This is a genomic window from Glycomyces tritici (assembly GCF_030403505.1).
In genome coordinates this window covers 843,831-861,776 of record NZ_JAUEMJ010000002.1, presented here as the reverse complement: position 1 = coordinate 861,776, position 17,946 = coordinate 843,831, and the positions used below count along the sequence as shown (strand labels likewise).

Below are 17,946 nucleotides of genomic sequence, written 5' to 3'. Positions count from 1 at the left end.
CGGGGAGCGCCCGTTGTCCTACTTGCCTAACGAGCGTCGCCCCGAAAGGTTCGCGGCTGTCAGCCGGTGGGCATCTGCTGGTCGGCAGTGGTCGTGGTCAGGCCGTTGGCGCACTGGGCGCCCGGCTCGGCCGCGTTGTCGGCGTTCTGGATGTAGAAGTCCATGAACTCGTCGATCTTGGGGTCGTTGATGTCGTCGGTCTGGTACTGCACGCCCCAGGCCTGCACCGACACCGCCACGCCCTGCTCCGGGTACGGGCTCATGAGGGAGAAGTCGCGGCTCTCGACCTTGGTCGCGAGCTGGTCGATGCCGTCGCCGTCGACGAGCGCCGGGTCGTAGGTGAGCCAGACCGCGCCGTGCTCGAGGGAGTGGACGGCGTTGCCGTCCATGATCGGCGCGTCGTAGACCGACCCGGTGCAGTTCTGCCACTGCGAGAGGTGGTCGCCGCCCGCGGGCGGGGTGATCGAGTACTCGGGGACCGCCATCGGGTCTTCGCCGTCGATGTGGGTCTGCTGGACGACCCAGGGGTTCTCGAGGTCCTCCTCCTTGACGTCGCCGTCCTGGAGGGCCTCGGTGATCTCGGAGTAGTTCGCGTACTCGCCGTAGAAGTCGGTGACGCCCTCCGGCGGCTGGCTGCGGTCCCAGACCACGTACACGGCGGCGCCGATCAGGCCGAGCGCGACGACGCCGACGCCCGCGAACGTGAAGATCAGGCCCCACGGCTTCGGCTGCTTGACCTGGACGGCGCGGCCCTTCCGGGAGGCGGGCGCCGAGGACTTGCTCAGGCCGCCCTTGCTGTCGCCCTTGCCGGCGTCTTTCCTGCCGGCAGGGCCTTTTTCAACGACTGCGCCTTTGCCGGTGCTCTTGCCGGAGCCCTTGCTGGCGGTCTGCTTCTTCGATGCCATATCTCGGGGAGAGCCTTATTCGTCGAGGTCGGGATGAGCCGGAGCGGAGCCGGGGAGGCCCGGTGTGAAGTCCACTCGCGTACGCCACCTTACCTGGTCGGTCCAGGGCACTCCCTTAGAGCGCGCCCTGAAACCGACATAAGGCGACCCGCCTACGACGCGGTGGTCGTCACACCCCCCGAGCACGTTGCGTTCGGCTCCGGGTTGAACCGCTCGTTCAGCACGTACGTGTCGAGGTACTCGCCGATCTTCGGATCGGACGGGTCCTCGGTCTGGTACCGGTTCCCCCACGACTGCATCGACACCGCGACCCCCTGACCCGGGTACGGGCTCATCAGGCTGTAGTCGCGGGCGCCGATCAGCAGCGCCAGCGCGTCGACCGCGGCCTGGTCGACCAGCTCGGGGTCGTAGGTGAGCCACACCGCGCCGTGCTCCATCGAGTGCACCCCGTTCCCGTCGACGATGGGCCCGTCGTACACCGAGCCGTTGCACGTCTGCCAGACCGACAGGTGGTTCCCGCCCGCAGGCGGGGTGAGGTCGTACACCGGGTTCTTCCCGTCCCAGGTCCCCAGCGAGTCCACGTGCTCCTGCTGCACCACGAACGGGTACTCGAGCTCCTCGGCGGTCGTCTTCCCGTCCTGGATCGCGGCCATCACGGTGACGTAGTCGCCGTACTCGCCGTAGAAGCTCTCCACCCCCGCCACCTCGGCCGGGGCGGCGGACGCCGGGTCGGCCGCGGACGAGCCGTCCCCGGCGCTCCCGCCGCCTTCGGCGGAGCATCCGGCGAGCGCGCTGAGCGCGAGAGCGGTGGCGAGAGCGGTCCAGCGGTTGCGAAGCGGGCGCATGTTCGAGGCCTTCCGTCGAGGTTGCACAGAAGCAACCTACCGGTGCAGCCCACAAGGGGGTTTATCACTCGCGGGCGCCGAAGGGCGGCGTCTACGATTACCGGGTGACTCCTGAGACGCTCGCAGAGAAAGTGCTGTCCGCTACGCGCGCCGCGTTCGAGGCCTTGGCCCTCGACGACGCCGTACTGCCCACCCAGACGGCCGTAGAGCGACCCAGGGACCCCAAGCACGGCGACTACGCCTCCAACATCGCGCTCCAGACCGCCAAGAAGGCCGGCACGAACCCGCGCGCGCTCGCCGAGAAGATCGCCGAGCTGCTCGCCGCGGTCGACGGCGTCGCCAAGGTCGACATCGCCGGACCCGGCTTCCTCAACATCACCCTGGACGCCGCCGCCGCAGGCGAGATCGCCGGGAAGATCGTCGCCGCCGGACCCTCCTACGGCGACAACGCCTCCATGGCCGGCCAGCAGGTCAACCTCGAGTTCGTCTCCGCGAACCCCACGGGGCCCATCCACATCGGCGCCGTCCGCTGGGCCGCCGTCGGCGACGCCCTCGCCCGTGTCATGCGCGCCTCCGGCGCGAAGGTCACCGCCGAGTACTACTTCAACGACGCCGGCAGCCAGATCGACAACTTCAGCGCCTCGCTGCTCGCCAGCGCCAAAGGCGAGGAGACCCCGGAGAACGGCTACGGCGGCGCCTACATCGACGAGATCGCCGCCGAGGTGGTCAAGAACCGCCCGGACATCCTCGATGCCGAGGACCCCCGGGAGCTGTTCCGCAAGGACGGCGTCGACCTGATGTTCGCCGAGATCAAGTCCGACCTGGCGGCATTCGGCACCCACTTCGACGTGTTCTTCAACGAGAAGGACCTCCACGACAAGGGCGAGCTCGACGCCGCCGTGGAGCGGCTCCAGAAGCAGGGCCACATCTTCGAGGCCGACGGCGCGATCTGGCTGCGCACCACCACCTTCGGCGACGACAAGGACCGCGTCGTCAAGAACTCGCGCGGCGGCTGGACCTACTTCGCCGCGGACTGCGCCTACTACCTCGACAAGCGCGAGCGCGGCTTCGACAAGCTCGTGCTCATGCTCGGCGCCGACCACCACGGCTACGTGGGCCGGATGCAGGCCATCAGCCAGGCCTTCGGCGACGAGCCCGGCACACTGGAAATCCTCATCGGCCAACTGGTGAACCTGCTGCGCGACGGCAAGCCCGTCCGCCTGTCCAAGCGGGCCGGGAACATGATCACCCTCAACGACGTCGTCGAGGCCGTCGGCGTCGACGCCGCCCGCTACGCACTGGCGCGCTACTCCGCCGACTCCTCGATCGACCTCGACATCGACCTGTGGACCAAGCACAGCAGCGACAACCCGGTCTACTACGTCCAGTACGCGCACGCCCGCGTCTCCGGCGTGCTCCGCAACGCCGCCGAGCGCGGCGTCGAGAAGGGCGAGTCCTACGACGCCGCCCTGCTCACCCACCCGCGCGAATCGGACCTGCTCAAGGCCCTCGCCGAGTTCCCGGCCGTCGTCGCCACCGCCGCCGACCTGCGCGAGCCGCACCGCGTCGCCCGGTACGCCGAAGAGCTGGCCGCCGCCTATCACCGCTTCCAGCACGACTGCCGCGTCCTGCCCTTCCCGGACGAGGAGACCACCCCGGTCAACCAGGCGCGCCTCTGGGTCGTCGACGCCACCCGCGTCGTCCTCGCCAACGCGCTCGGACTGCTCGGCGTCTCGGCCCCGGAGCGGATGTAATGCGCACCCACGAAGCCGGCGCACTGCACGGCGACTTCGACTACTCCGCGCTGCGCCCGGGCTGGCTCGGCGTGCCCGAGGACGTCAACACGCTCCTCCCGCAGCTGTGGTCCCAGAACGTCGAACGCGCCGACGACGGCGTCCTCCACATCGGCGGCCTCTCCGTCGAGGAGCTCGCGGCCGAGTTCGGCACGCCCGCGTACGTCTTCGACGAAGACGACTTCCGCGCCCGCTGCCGCGCCTGGACCGAGGCCTTCAAAGGCGCCGACGTCTTCTACGCCTCCAAGGCCTTCTGCTCCAAGGCCGTGCTGCGCGCCGCCGCCGAGGAAGGCCTCTTCGTCGACGTCTGCACCGCGGGCGAACTCGCCGTGGCGCTGGCCGCCGGGCTCGACCCGGCCCGCCTCGGACTCCACGGCAACAACAAGTCCCGCGCCGAACTGACCCAGGCCGTCGAGATCGGCGTCGGGCGCATCGTCGCCGACTCCTTCACCGAGATCGAGCGCATCGAGGCCATCGCAGCCCGGCTCGGCAAGCGCCCGAACGTGATGGTCCGCGTCAACGTCGGCGTCGAAGCCCACACGCACGAGTTCATCGCCACCGCCCACGAGGACCAGAAGTTCGGCTTCTCCCTCGCCGGAGGCGCCGCCTACGAGGCCGCCCGCCGCGTCATCGAAGCCGAGCACCTCGAACTCCTCGGCCTCCACTCGCACATCGGCTCGCAGATCTTCGACACGGCCGCGTTCGAGATCTCGGCCGCCCGCGTCGCCCGCCTCCACGGGAGGCTCCAGACCGACTTCGGCGTCCGCATCCCCGAGATGGACCTCGGCGGCGGCTTCGGCATGGCCTACACCAGCCAGGACGACCCGCAGCCGCCCGGCGACATCGCCGCGTCCCTGCGCAAGATCGTCGCCGAGGAGTGCACGGCCGCCGGCATCGAGCTCCCGCGCCTCTCCATCGAGCCCGGGCGCAGCCTCATCGGCCCCACGATGTTCACTCTCTACGAGGTCGGCACCGTCAAGCCCGTCACCCTCTCCGGCGCCGCCGCGCGCCTCTACGTCTCGGTCGACGGCGGCATCAGCGACAACATCCGCACCGCCCTCTACGACGCCACCTATTCGGCGACGCTCGCCTCACGTTCCTCGGACGCGACGCCCGCGCTGGCCCGAGTAGTGGGAAAGCATTGCGAAGCGGGCGACATTGTTGTTAAAGATGAGTTCCTCCCGGCCGACATCGAGCCGGGCGACCTGATCGCCGTCCCCGGAACCGGCGCCTACTGCCGCTCCATGGGCTCGAACTACAACCACGTGCCCCGCCCGCCGGTCGTCGCCGTCCGGGGCGGCGAGGCACGTGTGATCCTGGCGCGTGAGACCGTCGACGACCTGCTCCGGCTCGACGTCGGCTAGACACGCGGCTCCACACCACTAGGAAGAGGAACACCAGCGATGAAACTCGCGCTACTCGGATGCGGCAACGTCGGCAGTGAAGTCGTGCGCCTCATGCGAACGCGCGGGGAGGAGCTGGCGTCCCGAGTGGGCGAGCCGGTCGAGATCGTCGGGATCGCGGTCCGCCGCCTCGACCGCGACCGCTCGCACCTGCCCGTGGAGAAGGAGCTCTTCACCACCGACGCGCTCGGCCTGGTCAAGCGCCCGGACGTGGACATCGTCGTCGAGGTCGCCGGCGGCATCGAGCCCGCCCGCACCTGGATCACCACCGCGCTGGCCGAGGGCAAGTCGGTCGTGACCGCGAACAAGGCCCTGCTCGCCGAGGACGGACCGGCCCTGTCGGCCGCCGCGAAGGCGGGCGGCGCGGACCTCTACTACGAGGCCGCCGCGGCCGCCGCGATCCCGCTGATGCGCCCGCTGCGCGAGTCGCTGCACGGCGACACGATCAACCGGGTGCTCGGCATCGTCAACGGCACCACGAACTACATCCTCAGCCAGATGTCGCAGACCGGCGCCGCCTTCGAGGAGGCCCTCGGCGAGGCCACCGAGCTGGGGTACGCCGAGGCGGACCCGACCGCGGACGTCGACAACTACGACGCCGCCGCGAAGGCCGCGCTCATCGCCTCGCTCGCGTTCCACACCCACATCGACCTGGGCGAGGTCTACCGCGAGGGCATCCGGGACGTCTCGGCCGCCGACATCGCGTCGGCCGCCGCGCAGGGCCGCGTCGTGAAGCCCCTCTGCATCGCCACTCGTGAGGCCGACGGCGTGTCCGTGCGCGTCCACCCGGCGATGATCCCGACGACCCACCCGCTCGCGAACGTCAACGGCGCCTACAACGCGGTGTTCGTCGAAGCCGAGTCCGCCGGCCGCCTCATGTTCTACGGAGCGGGAGCGGGCGGCACCGAGACCGCTTCGGCGGTGCTCGGCGATATCGTGGCCGTGGCGCGCAACAAGCGCGGCGGGATCACCGCCTTCCCGCCCGAGGCCGCCTACCAGGACCTCCCGGTGAAACCCATCGGCGAGGCCCGCACCAGGTACCACGTCAGCCTCGACGTGGTCGACGAGCCCGGCGTGCTCGCGCGCGTGGCGGCCACCTTCGCCCACCACGGCGTCAGCCTCGCCACCGTCCATCAATCCGGCCAGGGCGATGAGGCCCGGCTCGTGGTCGTCACCCACACGGCGGCCGACAAGCAGTTGTCGGACACCGTAGAGGAACTGTCGCAACTGACCTCGGTGCACAATGTCGCCTCGGTCATGCGCGTCGAAGGAGAATAGGACGCCATGTCCAGTCTTGAAAGCGGCGCAGGAGCCATGCGCCCGGGGTGGCGCGGCCTCATCGAGGAATTCCGCGACCGGCTCCCGGTCACCGACGCCACCCCCGTCGTCACCCTGCAAGAGGGCGGCACGCCCCTGCTGCCCGCCCCGGTCCTCTCCGCGAAGACCGGCTGCGACGTCTACCTCAAGGTCGAAGGCCTCAACCCGACCGGCTCCTTCAAGGACCGCGGCATGACGCTCGCGGTCTCGAAGGCCGTCGAGGACGGCTCGAAGGCCGTCATCTGCGCCTCCACCGGCAACACCTCCGCCTCGGCGGCGGCGTACGCCGCTCGCGCCGGGATCACCTGCGCGGTGCTCGTCCCGGCCGGGAAGATCGCACTCGGCAAGCTCGCCCAGGCCCTCGTGCACGGCGCGAAGCTCCTCCAGGTCGACGGCAACTTCGACGACTGCCTCACCATGGCCGACAAGCTCGCCCAGGACTACCCGGTGACGCTCGTCAACCACATCAACTTCAACCGCATCCTCGGGCAGAAGACCGCCGCGTACGAGGTCGTGCAGGTCCTCGGCGACGCCCCGGACATCCACTGCCTCCCGGTGGGCAACGCGGGCAACATCACCGCCTACTGGATGGGCTACAACGAGGACCACGCCGCGGGCAACGCGACGAAGCTGCCCCGGATGCTCGGCGTCCAGGCCGCCGGCTCCGCCCCGATCGTCGACGGCCACGTGGTCGAGCACCCGCAGACCATCGCCACCGCGATCCGCATCGGCAACCCGGCCTCGTGGACGAAGGCGCTCGACGCCAAGAAGGAGTCGAACGGCGACATCATCGCCGCCACCGACCGCGAGATCCACGCCGCGTACATGCTGCTGGCCCGCTCCGAGGGCGTCTTCGTCGAACTCGCCTCGGCCGCGTCGGTCGCCGGCCTGCTCAAGCAGGCCGAAGCCGGTTGGGTCGAGAAGGGACAGACGATCGTCTGCACCGTCACCGGCAACGGCCTCAAGGACCCCGACTGGGCCGTCTCCACCGCGCCGCAGCCGCAGACCGTCCCGGTCGACGTGGTCAAGACCGCCACTGCATTGGGGCTGTGATGGGGAACGAAGCGACCACCGGTTCCGGTGGCGTCGGGCGACGGGCGGGCCTGTAGTTGGAGGCCTTCCAGACCGGCCCGCGGGCGACCGTCCGCGTCCCGGCCACCTCAGCCAACCTCGGCCCCGGTTTCGACTCGCTGGGCCTGGCCCTCGACCTCTGCGACGAGGTCACCGCCGAGGCCACGAGCGGCACCGCCGTCATGGTCGAGGTCCAGGGCGAAGGCGAGGGCACCGTGGCCCTCGACGAACGCCACCTCGTGGCCGCCACGATGCTGCGCACCTTCAAGCACCTCGGTCTCTCGGCCCCGGGCCTGAAGATCAAGTGCCGCAACAGGATTCCGCACGCGCGCGGACTCGGCTCCTCGTCGGCGGCGATCGTCGCGGGCATCATGCTCGCCGACGCGCTCGCCGGCGCCGGGCTCACGCGCTCGCAGAAACTCGTCCTCGCCAGCGAGATCGAGGGCCACCCGGACAACGTCGCCCCGTGCCTCCTCGGCGGCTTCACCATCGCCTACACCACAGAGGACGGTGCCAAGGCCATCGGCCTCGACCCGTCGCCGCGCGTCCACCCGTGGGCGTTCGTGCCGCAGTCCAAGGGCCTGACCTCGGTCGCTCGCGCGGCCCTGCCCGAGAAGGTTCCGCACGCCGACGCGGTGTTCAACCTCTCCCGCTCCGCGCTGCTCGCCGCCGCGATCACGCACCACCCGTCGCGCCTTTTCGAGGCGACGGACGACCGGCTCCACCAGTCGTACCGGGCCAAGGGAATGCCGGAAAGCACCCATTTGTTGCGAGCATTGCGTTCCGCCGGAATCGCAGCCGCGATTTCCGGTGCGGGTCCGACCGTGCTCGCCCTTGCGATCGACGACGCGCGCGTTCCCGAGGTCCCATCGGGCTTCGAGGCCTTGCGCCTGGACGTCGCAGACGGGGCCGTGCAGGTCGCGACCTCCCCGAACGAGTGATCCTCGGGTCCGTTGTTGTGAATGGGAAGAGTGCGCTACCATTCCAGTTAGACGACCACCCGGTGTCGTGACTGCTCGAAGCCTTGCTTATGCTTGTGGTCACAACAGCTGCGGCGCATCCAGCGCACGCCTGATCTCTTGTTTGGGTCATCACCCTCAACCATGGATTTGTGACTTTGCATAGCTCCAGCGTGGCATGGCACGGTTTCGACCAAGGAACAGTCGCTGTCCGCTTGTGGCGCCGGGCCTCCGCCCGGATCGGATCGCAAAGGCGAGGATCGCAATCAGCGGAGATCGCAATCACGTGTCTCACCGTGCACGATCATTCATCGCAAGCTGTCCAGTCGCAGGCCCAGAGGCTGCCTCACCACGATCAGGACCGTCTGCTCAGCGGACAGCCCAGGGGTGTTGCACCCAGTGTCAACCGTCGTCTTCCAACCGCCGAGGTCACATGGTGACCAGAAGCGGCCGAAGCGATGGCGGGACGCAGACCAGAACATCGGCATTGCGGCTATTTGAAAGACGCGGAAACTCCTCGAATCCACTTCGAAGTTCCGCCAGGGAAGGAATCCATTGAGCGACACCACCGGCACGACGTCGGACCGGATGAGCGATGAGGCTTCGGCTGCGGAAGAGATTCCGGAGACCAAGAAGCGCCGTCGGGCAGGAACCGGTCTGGCCTCTATGCTGATGCCCGAGCTCCAGCAGATGGCGCAATCGCTCGGCATCACCGGCGTTGGCCGGATGCGCAAGAGCGAGCTGATCGCCGCCATCCAGGAACGGCAGGATGCGGGCTCGCAGCCCGGCGGTGCCAGCGCGGAAAAGGAGGCCCCGCCAGTGCCTGACTCTGACCAAACGCCCATCGCCGAGGCCCCGTCGACCACAGTCGACGCCGCGCCCGCCGACAACGGCTCCGAGGGTGCAGAGGCCAAGGGCGGCACCGCCGCCCGCCGGGCGACCCGCCCGGCCGGTCCGCCGCAGCCGCGCCGCCGTGAAGAGCGTCAGACCGAAACCGTTGAGTCCGAAGGCCAGTCGGCAGTCGCGACCATCGAGTCCGATGAGGACCGACCGCAGCGTCGTCGCCGCTCCCGTGAGAACGGGCGCGACAACCGCGAAGGCGGTCGTGAGCTCAGCCGCGAAGGCGGCCGCGAGAACGGTCGCGACAACGGCAACCGCGAGAACGGCCGCCGCGACGAGCGCCCGGAGCGTGCCGAGCGCACTGAGCGTTCTGAGCGCGCCGAGCAGTCCGACACGCGCACCGAGACCCGCGAGCGCCGCAACGAGGACGACGGTTACGACGACCGCGGCCCGCGCGACGGCGACGGCGACAACCGCCGCCGCAAGCGCCGCGACCGCTCCGACCGCCGCCAGCGCGGCGGCCGCGACGAGGCTCCCGAGCGCGACCGCGTGAGCGGCGGCGTCCAGAACGACGAGCAGCTCGTGCCCGTCGCGGGGATCCTCGACATCCTCGACAACTACGCGTTCATCCGCACCACCGGCTACCTCGCCGGCCCTGACGACGTCTACGTCTCGATGTCCCAGGTCCGCAAGCACCGCCTGCGCCGCGGCGACGCCATCACCGGCGCCGTCAAGCCCAGCCGCGGCGGCACCGAGGAGCCGAACGGCCAGGGTGGCAAGCAGCAGCAGCGCCGCGAGAAGTACAACCCGCTGGTCCGCCTCGACACCGTCAACGGCATGAGCCCGCAGGACGCGACGAAGCGCGACGAGTTCTACAAGCTCACGCCGCTGTACCCGCAGGAGCGCCTGCGTCTGGAGACCGAGCCGAACGCGATCACCACGAGGGTCATCGACCTCGTGGCCCCGATCGGCAAGGGCCAGCGCGCCCTCATCGTCTCCCCGCCGAAGGCCGGCAAGACGATGGTGCTGCAGGCGATCGCCAACGCGATCACCACGAACAACCCCGAGTGCCACCTCATGGTGGTCCTCGCGGACGAGCGGCCCGAAGAGGTCACCGACATGCAGCGTTCGGTGAAGGGCGAGGTCATCGCCTCGACCTTCGACCGCCCGCCGTCGGACCACACCACCGTCGCCGAGCTGGCGATCGAGCGCGCCAAGCGCCTGGTCGAACTCGGCCACGACGTGGTCGTGCTGCTCGACTCGATCACCCGCCTGGGCCGCGCGTACAACAACTCGTCGCCCGCTTCGGGGCGCATCCTCTCCGGTGGCATCGACTCGACGGCGCTGTACCCGCCGAAGCGGTTCCTCGGCGCGGCGCGCAACATCGAGCACGGCGGGTCGCTGACCATCATCGGCACGGCGCTGGTCGAGACCGGCTCCATGGGCGACACGGTGATCTTCGAGGAGTTCAAGGGCACCGGCAACGCCGAGCTCAAGCTGGACCGCAAGATCGCCGAGAAGCGCACCTACCCGGCGATCGACGTGCACCAGTCGAGCACCCGCAAGGACGAGCTCATGATGAGCGCCGAGGAGCAGGCAGTGATGCTGAAGCTCCGTCGGGTCCTGTCTTCGCTGGACCCGCAGCAGGCGATCGACCTGCTGATCGACCGGTTGAAGAAGACGCAGACGAACGCCGAGTTCCTGATGCAGATCGTCAAGAACACGCCCGGCGAGTAGTCCGTGAGGCGTGAGGCCGCCCTCGTTGAGAGCGGCCTCACGCCTTATCATTGAATGTTGGTGCGCAGGTCGCGCAGCAAGGGCGAGCTTGCGAGCCCGCCAAAAGTCCAGTAGCGCCCTTACACGGGCACGATGCGGTTCCGGTTCACGGCAGATTGCGACGCTCGCGAGTAATCCAGCGGCGCAGCGGCCGACCCGGCGACCCAGAGAAAGGGAAGTCATGAAAGACGGGATCCACCCTCAGTACGTCGTCACCGAGGTGACCTGTTCCTGCGGGAACGCCTTCACCACCCGGTCGACGGTGGCCAGTGGCAAGATCCAGGCTGCGACCTGCAACAAGTGCCACCCGTTCTACACCGGTAAGCAGCGCATCCTCGACACCGGCGGTCGCGTGGCCAAGTTCAAGGCCCGCTACGCCAAGACCCAGGAGAAGGCTCAGGCCGGTAAGTAGCTTTGCCGCGCAGCGCTCGTGTCGATTGACGCGGGCGCTGCGTTTTTCGTATCACCTGACTGCTCGCAAGGCTCATTCGAAGGATCCGCAATGACGACCGCTGCCGACAACCGCCTGGAATCGCTCCTCGCCGAGTTCCGCGACCTGGAAGTCCAGATGGGCGACCCCGCCCTGCACGCCGACCAGGCCCAGGCCCGGCGGGTCGGACGCCGCTACGCGGAACTCTCCCCGATCGCGAAGACCGCTGCGGACATCGCGGCGGCCAAGGACGACCTCGAGACCGCCGAAGAGCTCGCGAAGGAGGACTCGGACTTCGCGGATGAGGCCGAGGGCATCCGCAAGCGGATCCCCGAGCTCGAGTCGAAGCTCGCCGAGCTGCTGGTCCCGCGCGACCCCGACGACGCGAAGGACGTGATCATCGAGATCAAGGCCGGCGCGGGCGGCGAGGAGTCCGGCCTGTTCGCCGGGGACCTCATGCGCATGTACCTGCGCTTCTTCGAGCGCATGGGCTGGACCGTCGAGACCCTGGAAATGGTGCCCACCGACCTCGGCGGCATCAAGGACTCCTCGATCGCCGTGCGCACCAAGGGCACGCCCGAGGGCGGCAACGGCGTGTGGTCGCGCATGAAGTTCGAGGGCGGCGTGCACCGCGTGCAGCGCGTGCCCGTGACCGAGTCGCAGGGCCGCGTCCACACCTCCGCGGCGGCGGTCACCGTCATGCCCGAGGCCGAAGAGGTCGACTTCGAGCTCAACATGAACGACGTGCGCGTCGACGTCTACCGGTCCTCCGGTCCGGGCGGCCAGTCCGTCAACACCACCGACTCGGCCGTGCGCCTCACGCACGAACCCACCGGCGTCGTCGTGACCAGCCAGAACGAGAAGAGCCAGCTCCAGAACAAGGAAGCGGCGATCAAGGTACTGCGCGCCCGCCTCCTCGCGAAGCAGCAGGAGGAGGCCGCCGCGGCCGCCGGCGCCGCCCGGCTCCTGCAGGTGCGCACCGCGGACCGCTCCGAGCGCATCCGCACGTACAACTTCCCGCAGAACCGGCTCACCGACCACCGCGTCGGCTTCACCGCCTACAACCTCGACCAGGTCATGGACGGCGCGCTCGACGAGGTCCTCGACGCCCTCGCCGCCGCCGACCGGGCCGAGCGCATGGCGCGCGGCACCGACGAGTGATGGCTGCTGAGCTTCCCGAAGCGCAGGCGACCTGGCCGCAGGCCGTCGCCGCGGCGGCGAAGCGGCTCGAAGCGGCCGGCGTGCATTCCCCACGGAACGACGCCGAGCTGCTGGCCGCCCACGTCTCCGGGCTGACGCGGACGCGTCTGCTCATCGCCGGCGCGCCGACCGCGCTCCAGCTCGCCGAGTTCGACGCGCTCCTGGAACGGCGCGCCTCCCGCGAGCCGCTCCAGCACCTGACCGGTTCGGCCGCGTTCCGCTACGGCGAACTCGCGGTCGGGCCCGGCGTCTTCGTGCCCAGGCCCGAGACGGAACTGCTCGTGGACTGGGCGCTCGAGCACCTTCCGCAGGGCGGGACCGTGATCGACGCATGCTCCGGTTCCGGAGCGATCGCCTATGCGATCGCGACCGAACGCCCCGACGCGACCGTGTGGGCGATCGAAGCCGACCCCGACGCGTTCGAATGGCTCGAATCGAACCTCGACGGCACCGGCGCGACCCCGGTCCTGGCCGACGCGACCGCCGCCGCCACGTTGAACGAACTCGACGGGGCCGTGGACCTCGTCACCGCGAACCCGCCGTACGTGCCCTTCGAGATGGAGGTCGCGCCCGAGGTGAAGTTCGACCCGCACGGCGCCGTCTACGCCGCCGAAGCGGGGCTCGCCGTGATCCAGCCGCTGGCCATGCGGGCCGCGAGCTGGCTCAAGCCCGGGGGCTGGTTCGGCTTCGAGCACGACGACACGCATGGTGCCGTCGCCCCCGAGATCCTGGGCGTCAGCGGGTTCACCGAGACCGAGGACCACGACGACCTGGCGGGCCGCCCGCGGTTCGCGACGGGAAGGCTAGGCTAGTCGCCGTGAGGCTGTTCAATTGCAGGAAGATCAAGGACCGCGCGACCGGGCTGAAGTCGGCCGCCAGGGCCGTGACCGGCGGTCGGCTCGTCGTCATCCCCACCGACACCGTCTACGGCATCGGCTGCGACGCGTTCAATCCCACGGCGGTCCAGGCGCTGCTGGCCGCGAAGGGCCGCGGGCGCGACATGGCGCCACCGGTCCTCATCGGCTCGAAGCGGGCCCTCGACGGCATCGCCTCTGACATCCCCGACTCCGCCAAGGAGCTCATCGAGGCGTTCTGGCCCGGCCCGCTCACCATCGTCGTGCCGTACACCCCGTCCCTGACCTGGGACCTCGGTGACACGGACGGTACGGTCGCGGTGCGCATGCCGCTGCACCCGCTCGCGCTGGAACTGCTCAAGGAGACCGGCCCGATGGCCGTCTCCTCGGCGAACAAGACCGGCCAGCCCCCGGCCGACACCGCCGCCGACGCGAAGGCCCAGCTCGGCTCCGACGTCTCCGTGTACCTGGAGGCCGGCCCGAGCGAGGACAACCAGCCGTCGACCATCATCGACTGCGTGGCCCACCCGCCGCAGATCCTGCGCCTGGGCGCGCTGAGCCTCGAGCAGATCCGCAAGATCGTGCCCGACACCCTCGACCGCGACGGCTACGGCCCCGGCCAGGGCCCCGAGGACGACGAGCCCGAAGCGGACGACACCGACACGGCGGAAGCGGAAGCCGACGAGACCGCCGAGCCGAAGGCCGACGAGGCGTCGGCGTGACCTCGCCGTTCACCGTGCTGCACGTGTGCACCGGCAACATCTGCCGGTCGCCCATGTCCGAGCGCATCCTCGCCGGGCTCACCGGCGAGGACGTGCTCAACCACGGCGCGGGCATCTCGGCCTTCCACGAGGGCGAGAACATGCAGGGCAACGCGATGACCGAGCTCGAGTCGCGCGGCTTCGACCCCGAGGGGCACCGCGCCCGGCACCTCCTGCGCGAGCACGTCGAGGCCTCGGACCTCATCCTCGTCGCCACGATCGGGCACCTGGAGTACATCGGCGAGCGGTTCCCCGAAGCGTCGGCCAAGGCCTTCCTCGTCCGCTCGTTCGGGCCGATGGCCGCCGACCTCGCCGGCTCGCTGCCTGACGGCGACACCGCCGTTCGCGGCAAGGCCCTCGTCGACGCGGCCGATGCGCGCCGCGGCGACTACGACGAGATCGACCTGGCCGACCCGTGGGGGATGCGCCAGGCCGTGTACGCCCAGATCGCCGACCAGCTCGAGGCCGCGCTGCGGCCGGTCGCGGCTGCTTTGGAGCCACGCTCATGAAGACCGCCAGGGGTTTCCTCAAACCGTGTTTCATCGTCGCGGGGATCGCGGCGGTCGTCGCCGCCGTGATCGGCGGCCTCACCTCCGGCGGGACCGGCGCATGGGCTGCCGCTGCCGGAGTTGCCTTGGCCGCCTTGGGATTCGCGGGTTCGGTGTGGGCCGTCGCCTTCGCCGAGCAAATAGACCTGCGTCTCACTCTGCCTATGGCCTTGATCACGTACTCGATCAAGCTCGCGCTCGTACTGACGATCTTCTCGATCGTCAAGAACCTCGTGCCTGACGCGCTGCTGCCGCTCGCCTTCGGTGTGGTCGGCGGGGCCGTCGCGTGGCTCGCCACCCAGGTCGCGTGGGCCTACAAGGCGAAAATTCCCTACATCGAGCTCGACCAGCATTCTTGACGAAATCTTGACGCCCCTCGCGACACGCGGTGTTTCGTAGGGGTTGACAACCCCGCACAGATGGCGCTCATCTCAGCGAACCCGCTGGGCAGTTCCTGTGTAGTAGCTGTTAGAGTTCAGCTCGACATGGCCGACATGGAACCCCCCGATCGCAAGCCCCAGCCGGACGGTTCGGATATGGGCTGGCGTGCTCTGGGATATCTGCTGTCCGGGATCATCTTCTGGGGTGGTCTCGGGTATCTGGTCGACCTGTGGCTCGAACTGCCCAAAGTCGGGCTCCTGGTAGGGATGCTAGTCGGTGCTGGGGCAGGAATGTACCTGCTCATCAAGCAGATGTCGCCGTAGATTTGACCGACACTGACTGAGAGGCGTGGCTCGCGTGACCGACTCAGCCATCGTGCTGGCCGAAGGGGACTCCCACTTCCCGCCCGGTATCCACAGCTTTGACTTTGCCGACTGGTTCTCCGGGCTCACTGGGACCGCCCTCGCTCACATGTTCACCACGATCACCTTCGTGGTCTGGGCGACCGTTGCGATCCTTATCGCCTTCTTCCTGTGGGCCTACCGCAAACCGCAGATCGTTCCCACCAAGAAGCAGTGGATGGCCGAATCGGCCTACGGCTTCATCCGGAACACCGTCGCCATCGACCTCATGGGCAAGAAGGACGGCGTGCGCTTCGCCCCGTACCTCGCGACGCTGTTCATCTTCATCCTCCTCATGAACTTCTGGGCGATCGTGCCCGGTATCCAGATCTCCCCGATGTCGCACATCGCCTTCCCCGCGATGCTCGCGGTGCTCTCCTGGGGCATCTACATGTTCGTGGGCATCAAGCAGCACGGCCTCGGCAAGTTCCTCAAGATGACCTGCGTGCCCCCGGGCGCCCCGGCCTTCATCTACCCGTTGCTGATCCCGATCGAGTTCCTGCAGAACATCATCCTGCGCCCGGTCACCCTGGCCCTGCGGCTCTTCGCGAACATGTTCGCCGGCCACCTCATCCTGCTGGTGTTCATCCTCGGCGGGTTCGAGATGCTCAACTCCTCGAACGTCTTCATCCAGGGCCTGTCGGTCTTCTCGTTCGCCATGGGCATCGGCATGACGCTCTTCGAGCTCATCGTCATCCTGCTTCAGGCGTACGTGTTCACGCTGCTGACGGGCATGTACATCCAGGGGTCTCTCGCGGACGAGCACTAGCTCCCACGCACGTCTACCCCTCATTCAGATTTCGCAATTGAAGAACATCGTGCGCGTGACGGACACGCCACGCTGACACCTAGGAGAAAAACGCCATGGAAGGCACTCTCAACGTCGTCGGTTACGGCCTCGCTGCGATCGGCCCCGGTATCGGTGTTGCCCTGATCTTCGCCGCGTGGATCACCGCCACCGCGCGCCAGCCCGAGTCGGCCGGCATCACCCGCCCGATGCTGTTCATGGGCTTCGCCCTCGTCGAGGTTCTGGCCCTGTTCGGCCTGGTCCTCGCCTTCGCCCTTTCCTAAACAACCGGAGCGATGATGATTCACGCCGCCGAAGAAGGTGGAGCGGGCATCCTCTTCCCGATCTGGCAAGAGATGCTCGTCGGAGCCATCGCCTTCGGTCTGCTGTGCTTCGTGCTCATGAAGTTCGTCTTCCCTCGTATGGAGAAGACCTTCGAGGCACGAGTGGACGCGATCGAAGGCGGCATCGAGCGGGCTGAGCGGGCTCAAGAAGAGGCCAACCAGACGCTCGAGGAATACCGTCGCAAGCTCGCCACTGCGCAGGAAGAGGCCGCCGCGATTCGCGACGAGGCTCGTGCCGACGCCGTGGCGGCCAAGGAGGAGATCCTCGTCTCCGCCCGCGAAGAGGCCAACCGCGTCATCGCGGCCGGCCACGCGCAGATCGAGGCCTCTCGCCAGCAGCTCGTCCGCGAGCTGCGCAGCGAGGTCGGCAACCTGGCCGTTGACCTGGCCGGGAAGATCATCGGCCAGCGCCTCGCCGGCGATGCCGACACGACGGCGACTGTGGACCAGTTCCTGTCCCAGATCGCCGACGACACGGCCGAGACGAGCGGAGCGCGCTGATGTCGACGACTGGACGCGAAAGCATCGAGGCCGGCCGGGCCGTGCTGGAGGCAGCCGCCCCCAGCGCCTCGGCCGAGCAGCTCACCGAGTGCGGCGATCAGCTGCTGGGAGTGACGAGGTTCCTCGTCGACCAGCCTCGGCTGCGTCGCGCCCTGTCCGACCCCGCCCGCACGGCGGACGACCGGGAGGGCCTGGTCCGCGGGCTCATCGCGGGCCAAGTGGGCGAGACCGCCGCTGACGTGGTGGCCTCGCTCGTGCGCGGCCGCTGGGGCGCCCCGTCCGAACTGGTCGACGGCACCGAGCAGCTCGCCCTGTCGGCGCTGCTGCTCGCCGCGACCAAGGACGGCAGCCTGGCGAACGTCGAAGACGAGCTGTTCCGCTTCGGGCAGCTCGTCGACGGCGACGCCGAACTGGCCTCGGTCCTGGGCGCTTCGGGTTCCGACCCGAAGGGCCGGGCCTCGCTCGTCGAGCAGCTGCTCGCGGGCAAGGCCGAGCCGGTGACGGTGAAGCTGGCGTCCGCCTCGTGCTTCGGCATCGGCGGCCGCAGTTTCCACGCCTCGTTGGCCCACCTCGTCGAAGCCGCCGCTGCGGCCCACGACGAGACCGTGGCCTACGTGACCGTGGCGAGGCCGCTCGACGAGGCGGGGGAGCGTCAGCTCGCCGCCAAGCTCACCCTGGTCTACGGGCGCCCTGTGGCGCTCAAGGTCACGGTCGACCCCGCGATCGTCGGGGGCATCCGGGTGCAAGTCGGCTCGGAGCTGTGGGACGGTTCCGTCTCGCGCCGCCTCGACGAAGCCCGCCAAGCCTTGGCCGGACGCTGATCCAGCCGG

The 17,946-nt window shown here is 69.0% G+C and carries 18 protein-coding genes and 1 pseudogene; 17 read left to right on the top strand and 2 right to left on the bottom strand.

The window, feature by feature from the left end; translation table 11 throughout:
* Positions 1-59: 59 nt before the first annotated feature.
* Together QWI33_RS09185 and QWI33_RS09180 are read right to left on the bottom strand one after the other, a co-directional pair.
* Complete coding sequence (locus tag QWI33_RS09185) at positions 60-905, bottom strand: thioredoxin-like domain-containing protein (RefSeq protein ID WP_289956957.1); 846 nt, start codon at positions 903-905, stop codon at positions 60-62.
* A gap of 152 nt (positions 906-1,057) precedes the next feature.
* The gene (locus QWI33_RS09180; RefSeq protein WP_289956956.1) at positions 1,058-1,777 is read right to left on the bottom strand and encodes a thioredoxin-like domain-containing protein; all 720 of its coding nucleotides are present in this window, start codon (positions 1,775-1,777) and stop codon (positions 1,058-1,060) included.
* 77 nt (positions 1,778-1,854) lie between these two features.
* Here QWI33_RS09180 and argS point away from each other — a divergent pair, with 77 nt between their 5' ends.
* The 17 genes and pseudogenes from argS to QWI33_RS09095 all read left to right on the top strand — a co-directional run bounded on the left by argS (position 1,855) and on the right by QWI33_RS09095 (position 17,937).
* Positions 1,855-3,504, top strand: coding sequence for an arginine--tRNA ligase (argS, locus tag QWI33_RS09175; protein WP_289956955.1), 1,650 nt, complete (start codon positions 1,855-1,857; stop codon positions 3,502-3,504).
* Positions 3,504-4,907, top strand: coding sequence for a diaminopimelate decarboxylase (lysA, locus tag QWI33_RS09170; protein WP_289956954.1), 1,404 nt, complete (start codon positions 3,504-3,506; stop codon positions 4,905-4,907). Before argS ends, lysA begins: the two co-directional genes overlap by 1 nt.
* Before the next feature lie 39 nt (positions 4,908-4,946).
* Complete coding sequence (locus QWI33_RS09165) at positions 4,947-6,224, top strand: homoserine dehydrogenase (RefSeq protein WP_289956953.1); 1,278 nt, start codon at positions 4,947-4,949, stop codon at positions 6,222-6,224.
* Positions 6,225-6,260: 36 nt separating this feature from the next.
* Complete coding sequence (gene thrC / locus QWI33_RS09160; protein ID WP_353895439.1) at positions 6,261-7,316, top strand: threonine synthase; 1,056 nt, start codon at positions 6,261-6,263, stop codon at positions 7,314-7,316.
* A gap of 56 nt (positions 7,317-7,372) precedes the next feature.
* Entirely contained in the window at positions 7,373-8,275 is a 903-nt protein-coding gene (gene thrB, locus QWI33_RS09155; protein ID WP_289956951.1) for a homoserine kinase, read from the top strand.
* A 573-nt stretch (positions 8,276-8,848) separates the two neighbouring features.
* A complete protein-coding gene (gene rho, locus QWI33_RS09150) occupies positions 8,849-10,870 on the top strand; it encodes a transcription termination factor Rho (protein WP_435367563.1) in 2,022 nt (673 codons plus the stop codon).
* Positions 10,871-11,090: 220 nt separating this feature from the next.
* Positions 11,091-11,321: a 50S ribosomal protein L31 gene (gene rpmE, locus QWI33_RS09145; RefSeq protein ID WP_205325217.1), complete on the top strand. Its 231-nt coding sequence runs from the start codon at positions 11,091-11,093 to the stop codon at positions 11,319-11,321.
* Positions 11,322-11,411: 90 nt separating this feature from the next.
* Positions 11,412-12,500: a peptide chain release factor 1 gene (gene prfA, locus QWI33_RS09140; RefSeq protein WP_289956949.1), complete on the top strand. Its 1,089-nt coding sequence runs from the start codon at positions 11,412-11,414 to the stop codon at positions 12,498-12,500.
* Positions 12,500-13,351 (top strand): peptide chain release factor N(5)-glutamine methyltransferase, encoded by an 852-nt coding sequence (gene prmC, locus QWI33_RS09135; protein ID WP_289956948.1) that lies wholly within the window; start codon positions 12,500-12,502, stop codon positions 13,349-13,351. The genes prfA and prmC overlap by 1 nt, the downstream gene beginning before the upstream one ends.
* A gap of 5 nt (positions 13,352-13,356) precedes the next feature.
* Positions 13,357-13,992 (top strand): annotated as a pseudogene (locus QWI33_RS09130) (L-threonylcarbamoyladenylate synthase); the annotation flags it as partial.
* A 119-nt stretch (positions 13,993-14,111) separates the two neighbouring features.
* Positions 14,112-14,663, top strand: coding sequence for an arsenate reductase/protein-tyrosine-phosphatase family protein (locus tag QWI33_RS09125; RefSeq protein ID WP_289956946.1), 552 nt, complete (start codon positions 14,112-14,114; stop codon positions 14,661-14,663).
* Positions 14,660-15,061, top strand: a complete 402-nt coding sequence (locus QWI33_RS09120) for a Cg1360 family ATP-synthase-associated protein (protein WP_289956945.1) — start codon at positions 14,660-14,662, stop codon at positions 15,059-15,061. The genes QWI33_RS09125 and QWI33_RS09120 overlap by 4 nt, the downstream gene beginning before the upstream one ends.
* Before the next feature lie 126 nt (positions 15,062-15,187).
* Entirely contained in the window at positions 15,188-15,406 is a 219-nt protein-coding gene (locus QWI33_RS09115; RefSeq protein WP_289956944.1) for an AtpZ/AtpI family protein, read from the top strand.
* Positions 15,407-15,440: 34 nt separating this feature from the next.
* Positions 15,441-16,253, top strand: a complete 813-nt coding sequence (gene atpB / locus QWI33_RS09110) for a F0F1 ATP synthase subunit A (protein ID WP_289956943.1) — start codon at positions 15,441-15,443, stop codon at positions 16,251-16,253.
* Between the two features lie 95 nt (positions 16,254-16,348).
* Positions 16,349-16,555 carry an ATP synthase subunit c family protein gene (locus tag QWI33_RS09105; RefSeq protein WP_091030826.1) on the top strand — a complete coding sequence of 69 codons (207 nt, stop codon included), beginning with the start codon at positions 16,349-16,351 and terminating at the stop codon, positions 16,553-16,555.
* 15 nt (positions 16,556-16,570) lie between these two features.
* Positions 16,571-17,116: a F0F1 ATP synthase subunit B gene (locus tag QWI33_RS09100; RefSeq protein WP_353895437.1), complete on the top strand. Its 546-nt coding sequence runs from the start codon at positions 16,571-16,573 to the stop codon at positions 17,114-17,116.
* Positions 17,116-17,937, top strand: a complete 822-nt coding sequence (locus QWI33_RS09095; protein ID WP_289956941.1) for a F0F1 ATP synthase subunit delta — start codon at positions 17,116-17,118, stop codon at positions 17,935-17,937. Before QWI33_RS09100 ends, QWI33_RS09095 begins: the two co-directional genes overlap by 1 nt.
* The last annotated feature ends 9 nt before the right edge of the window (positions 17,938-17,946 follow it).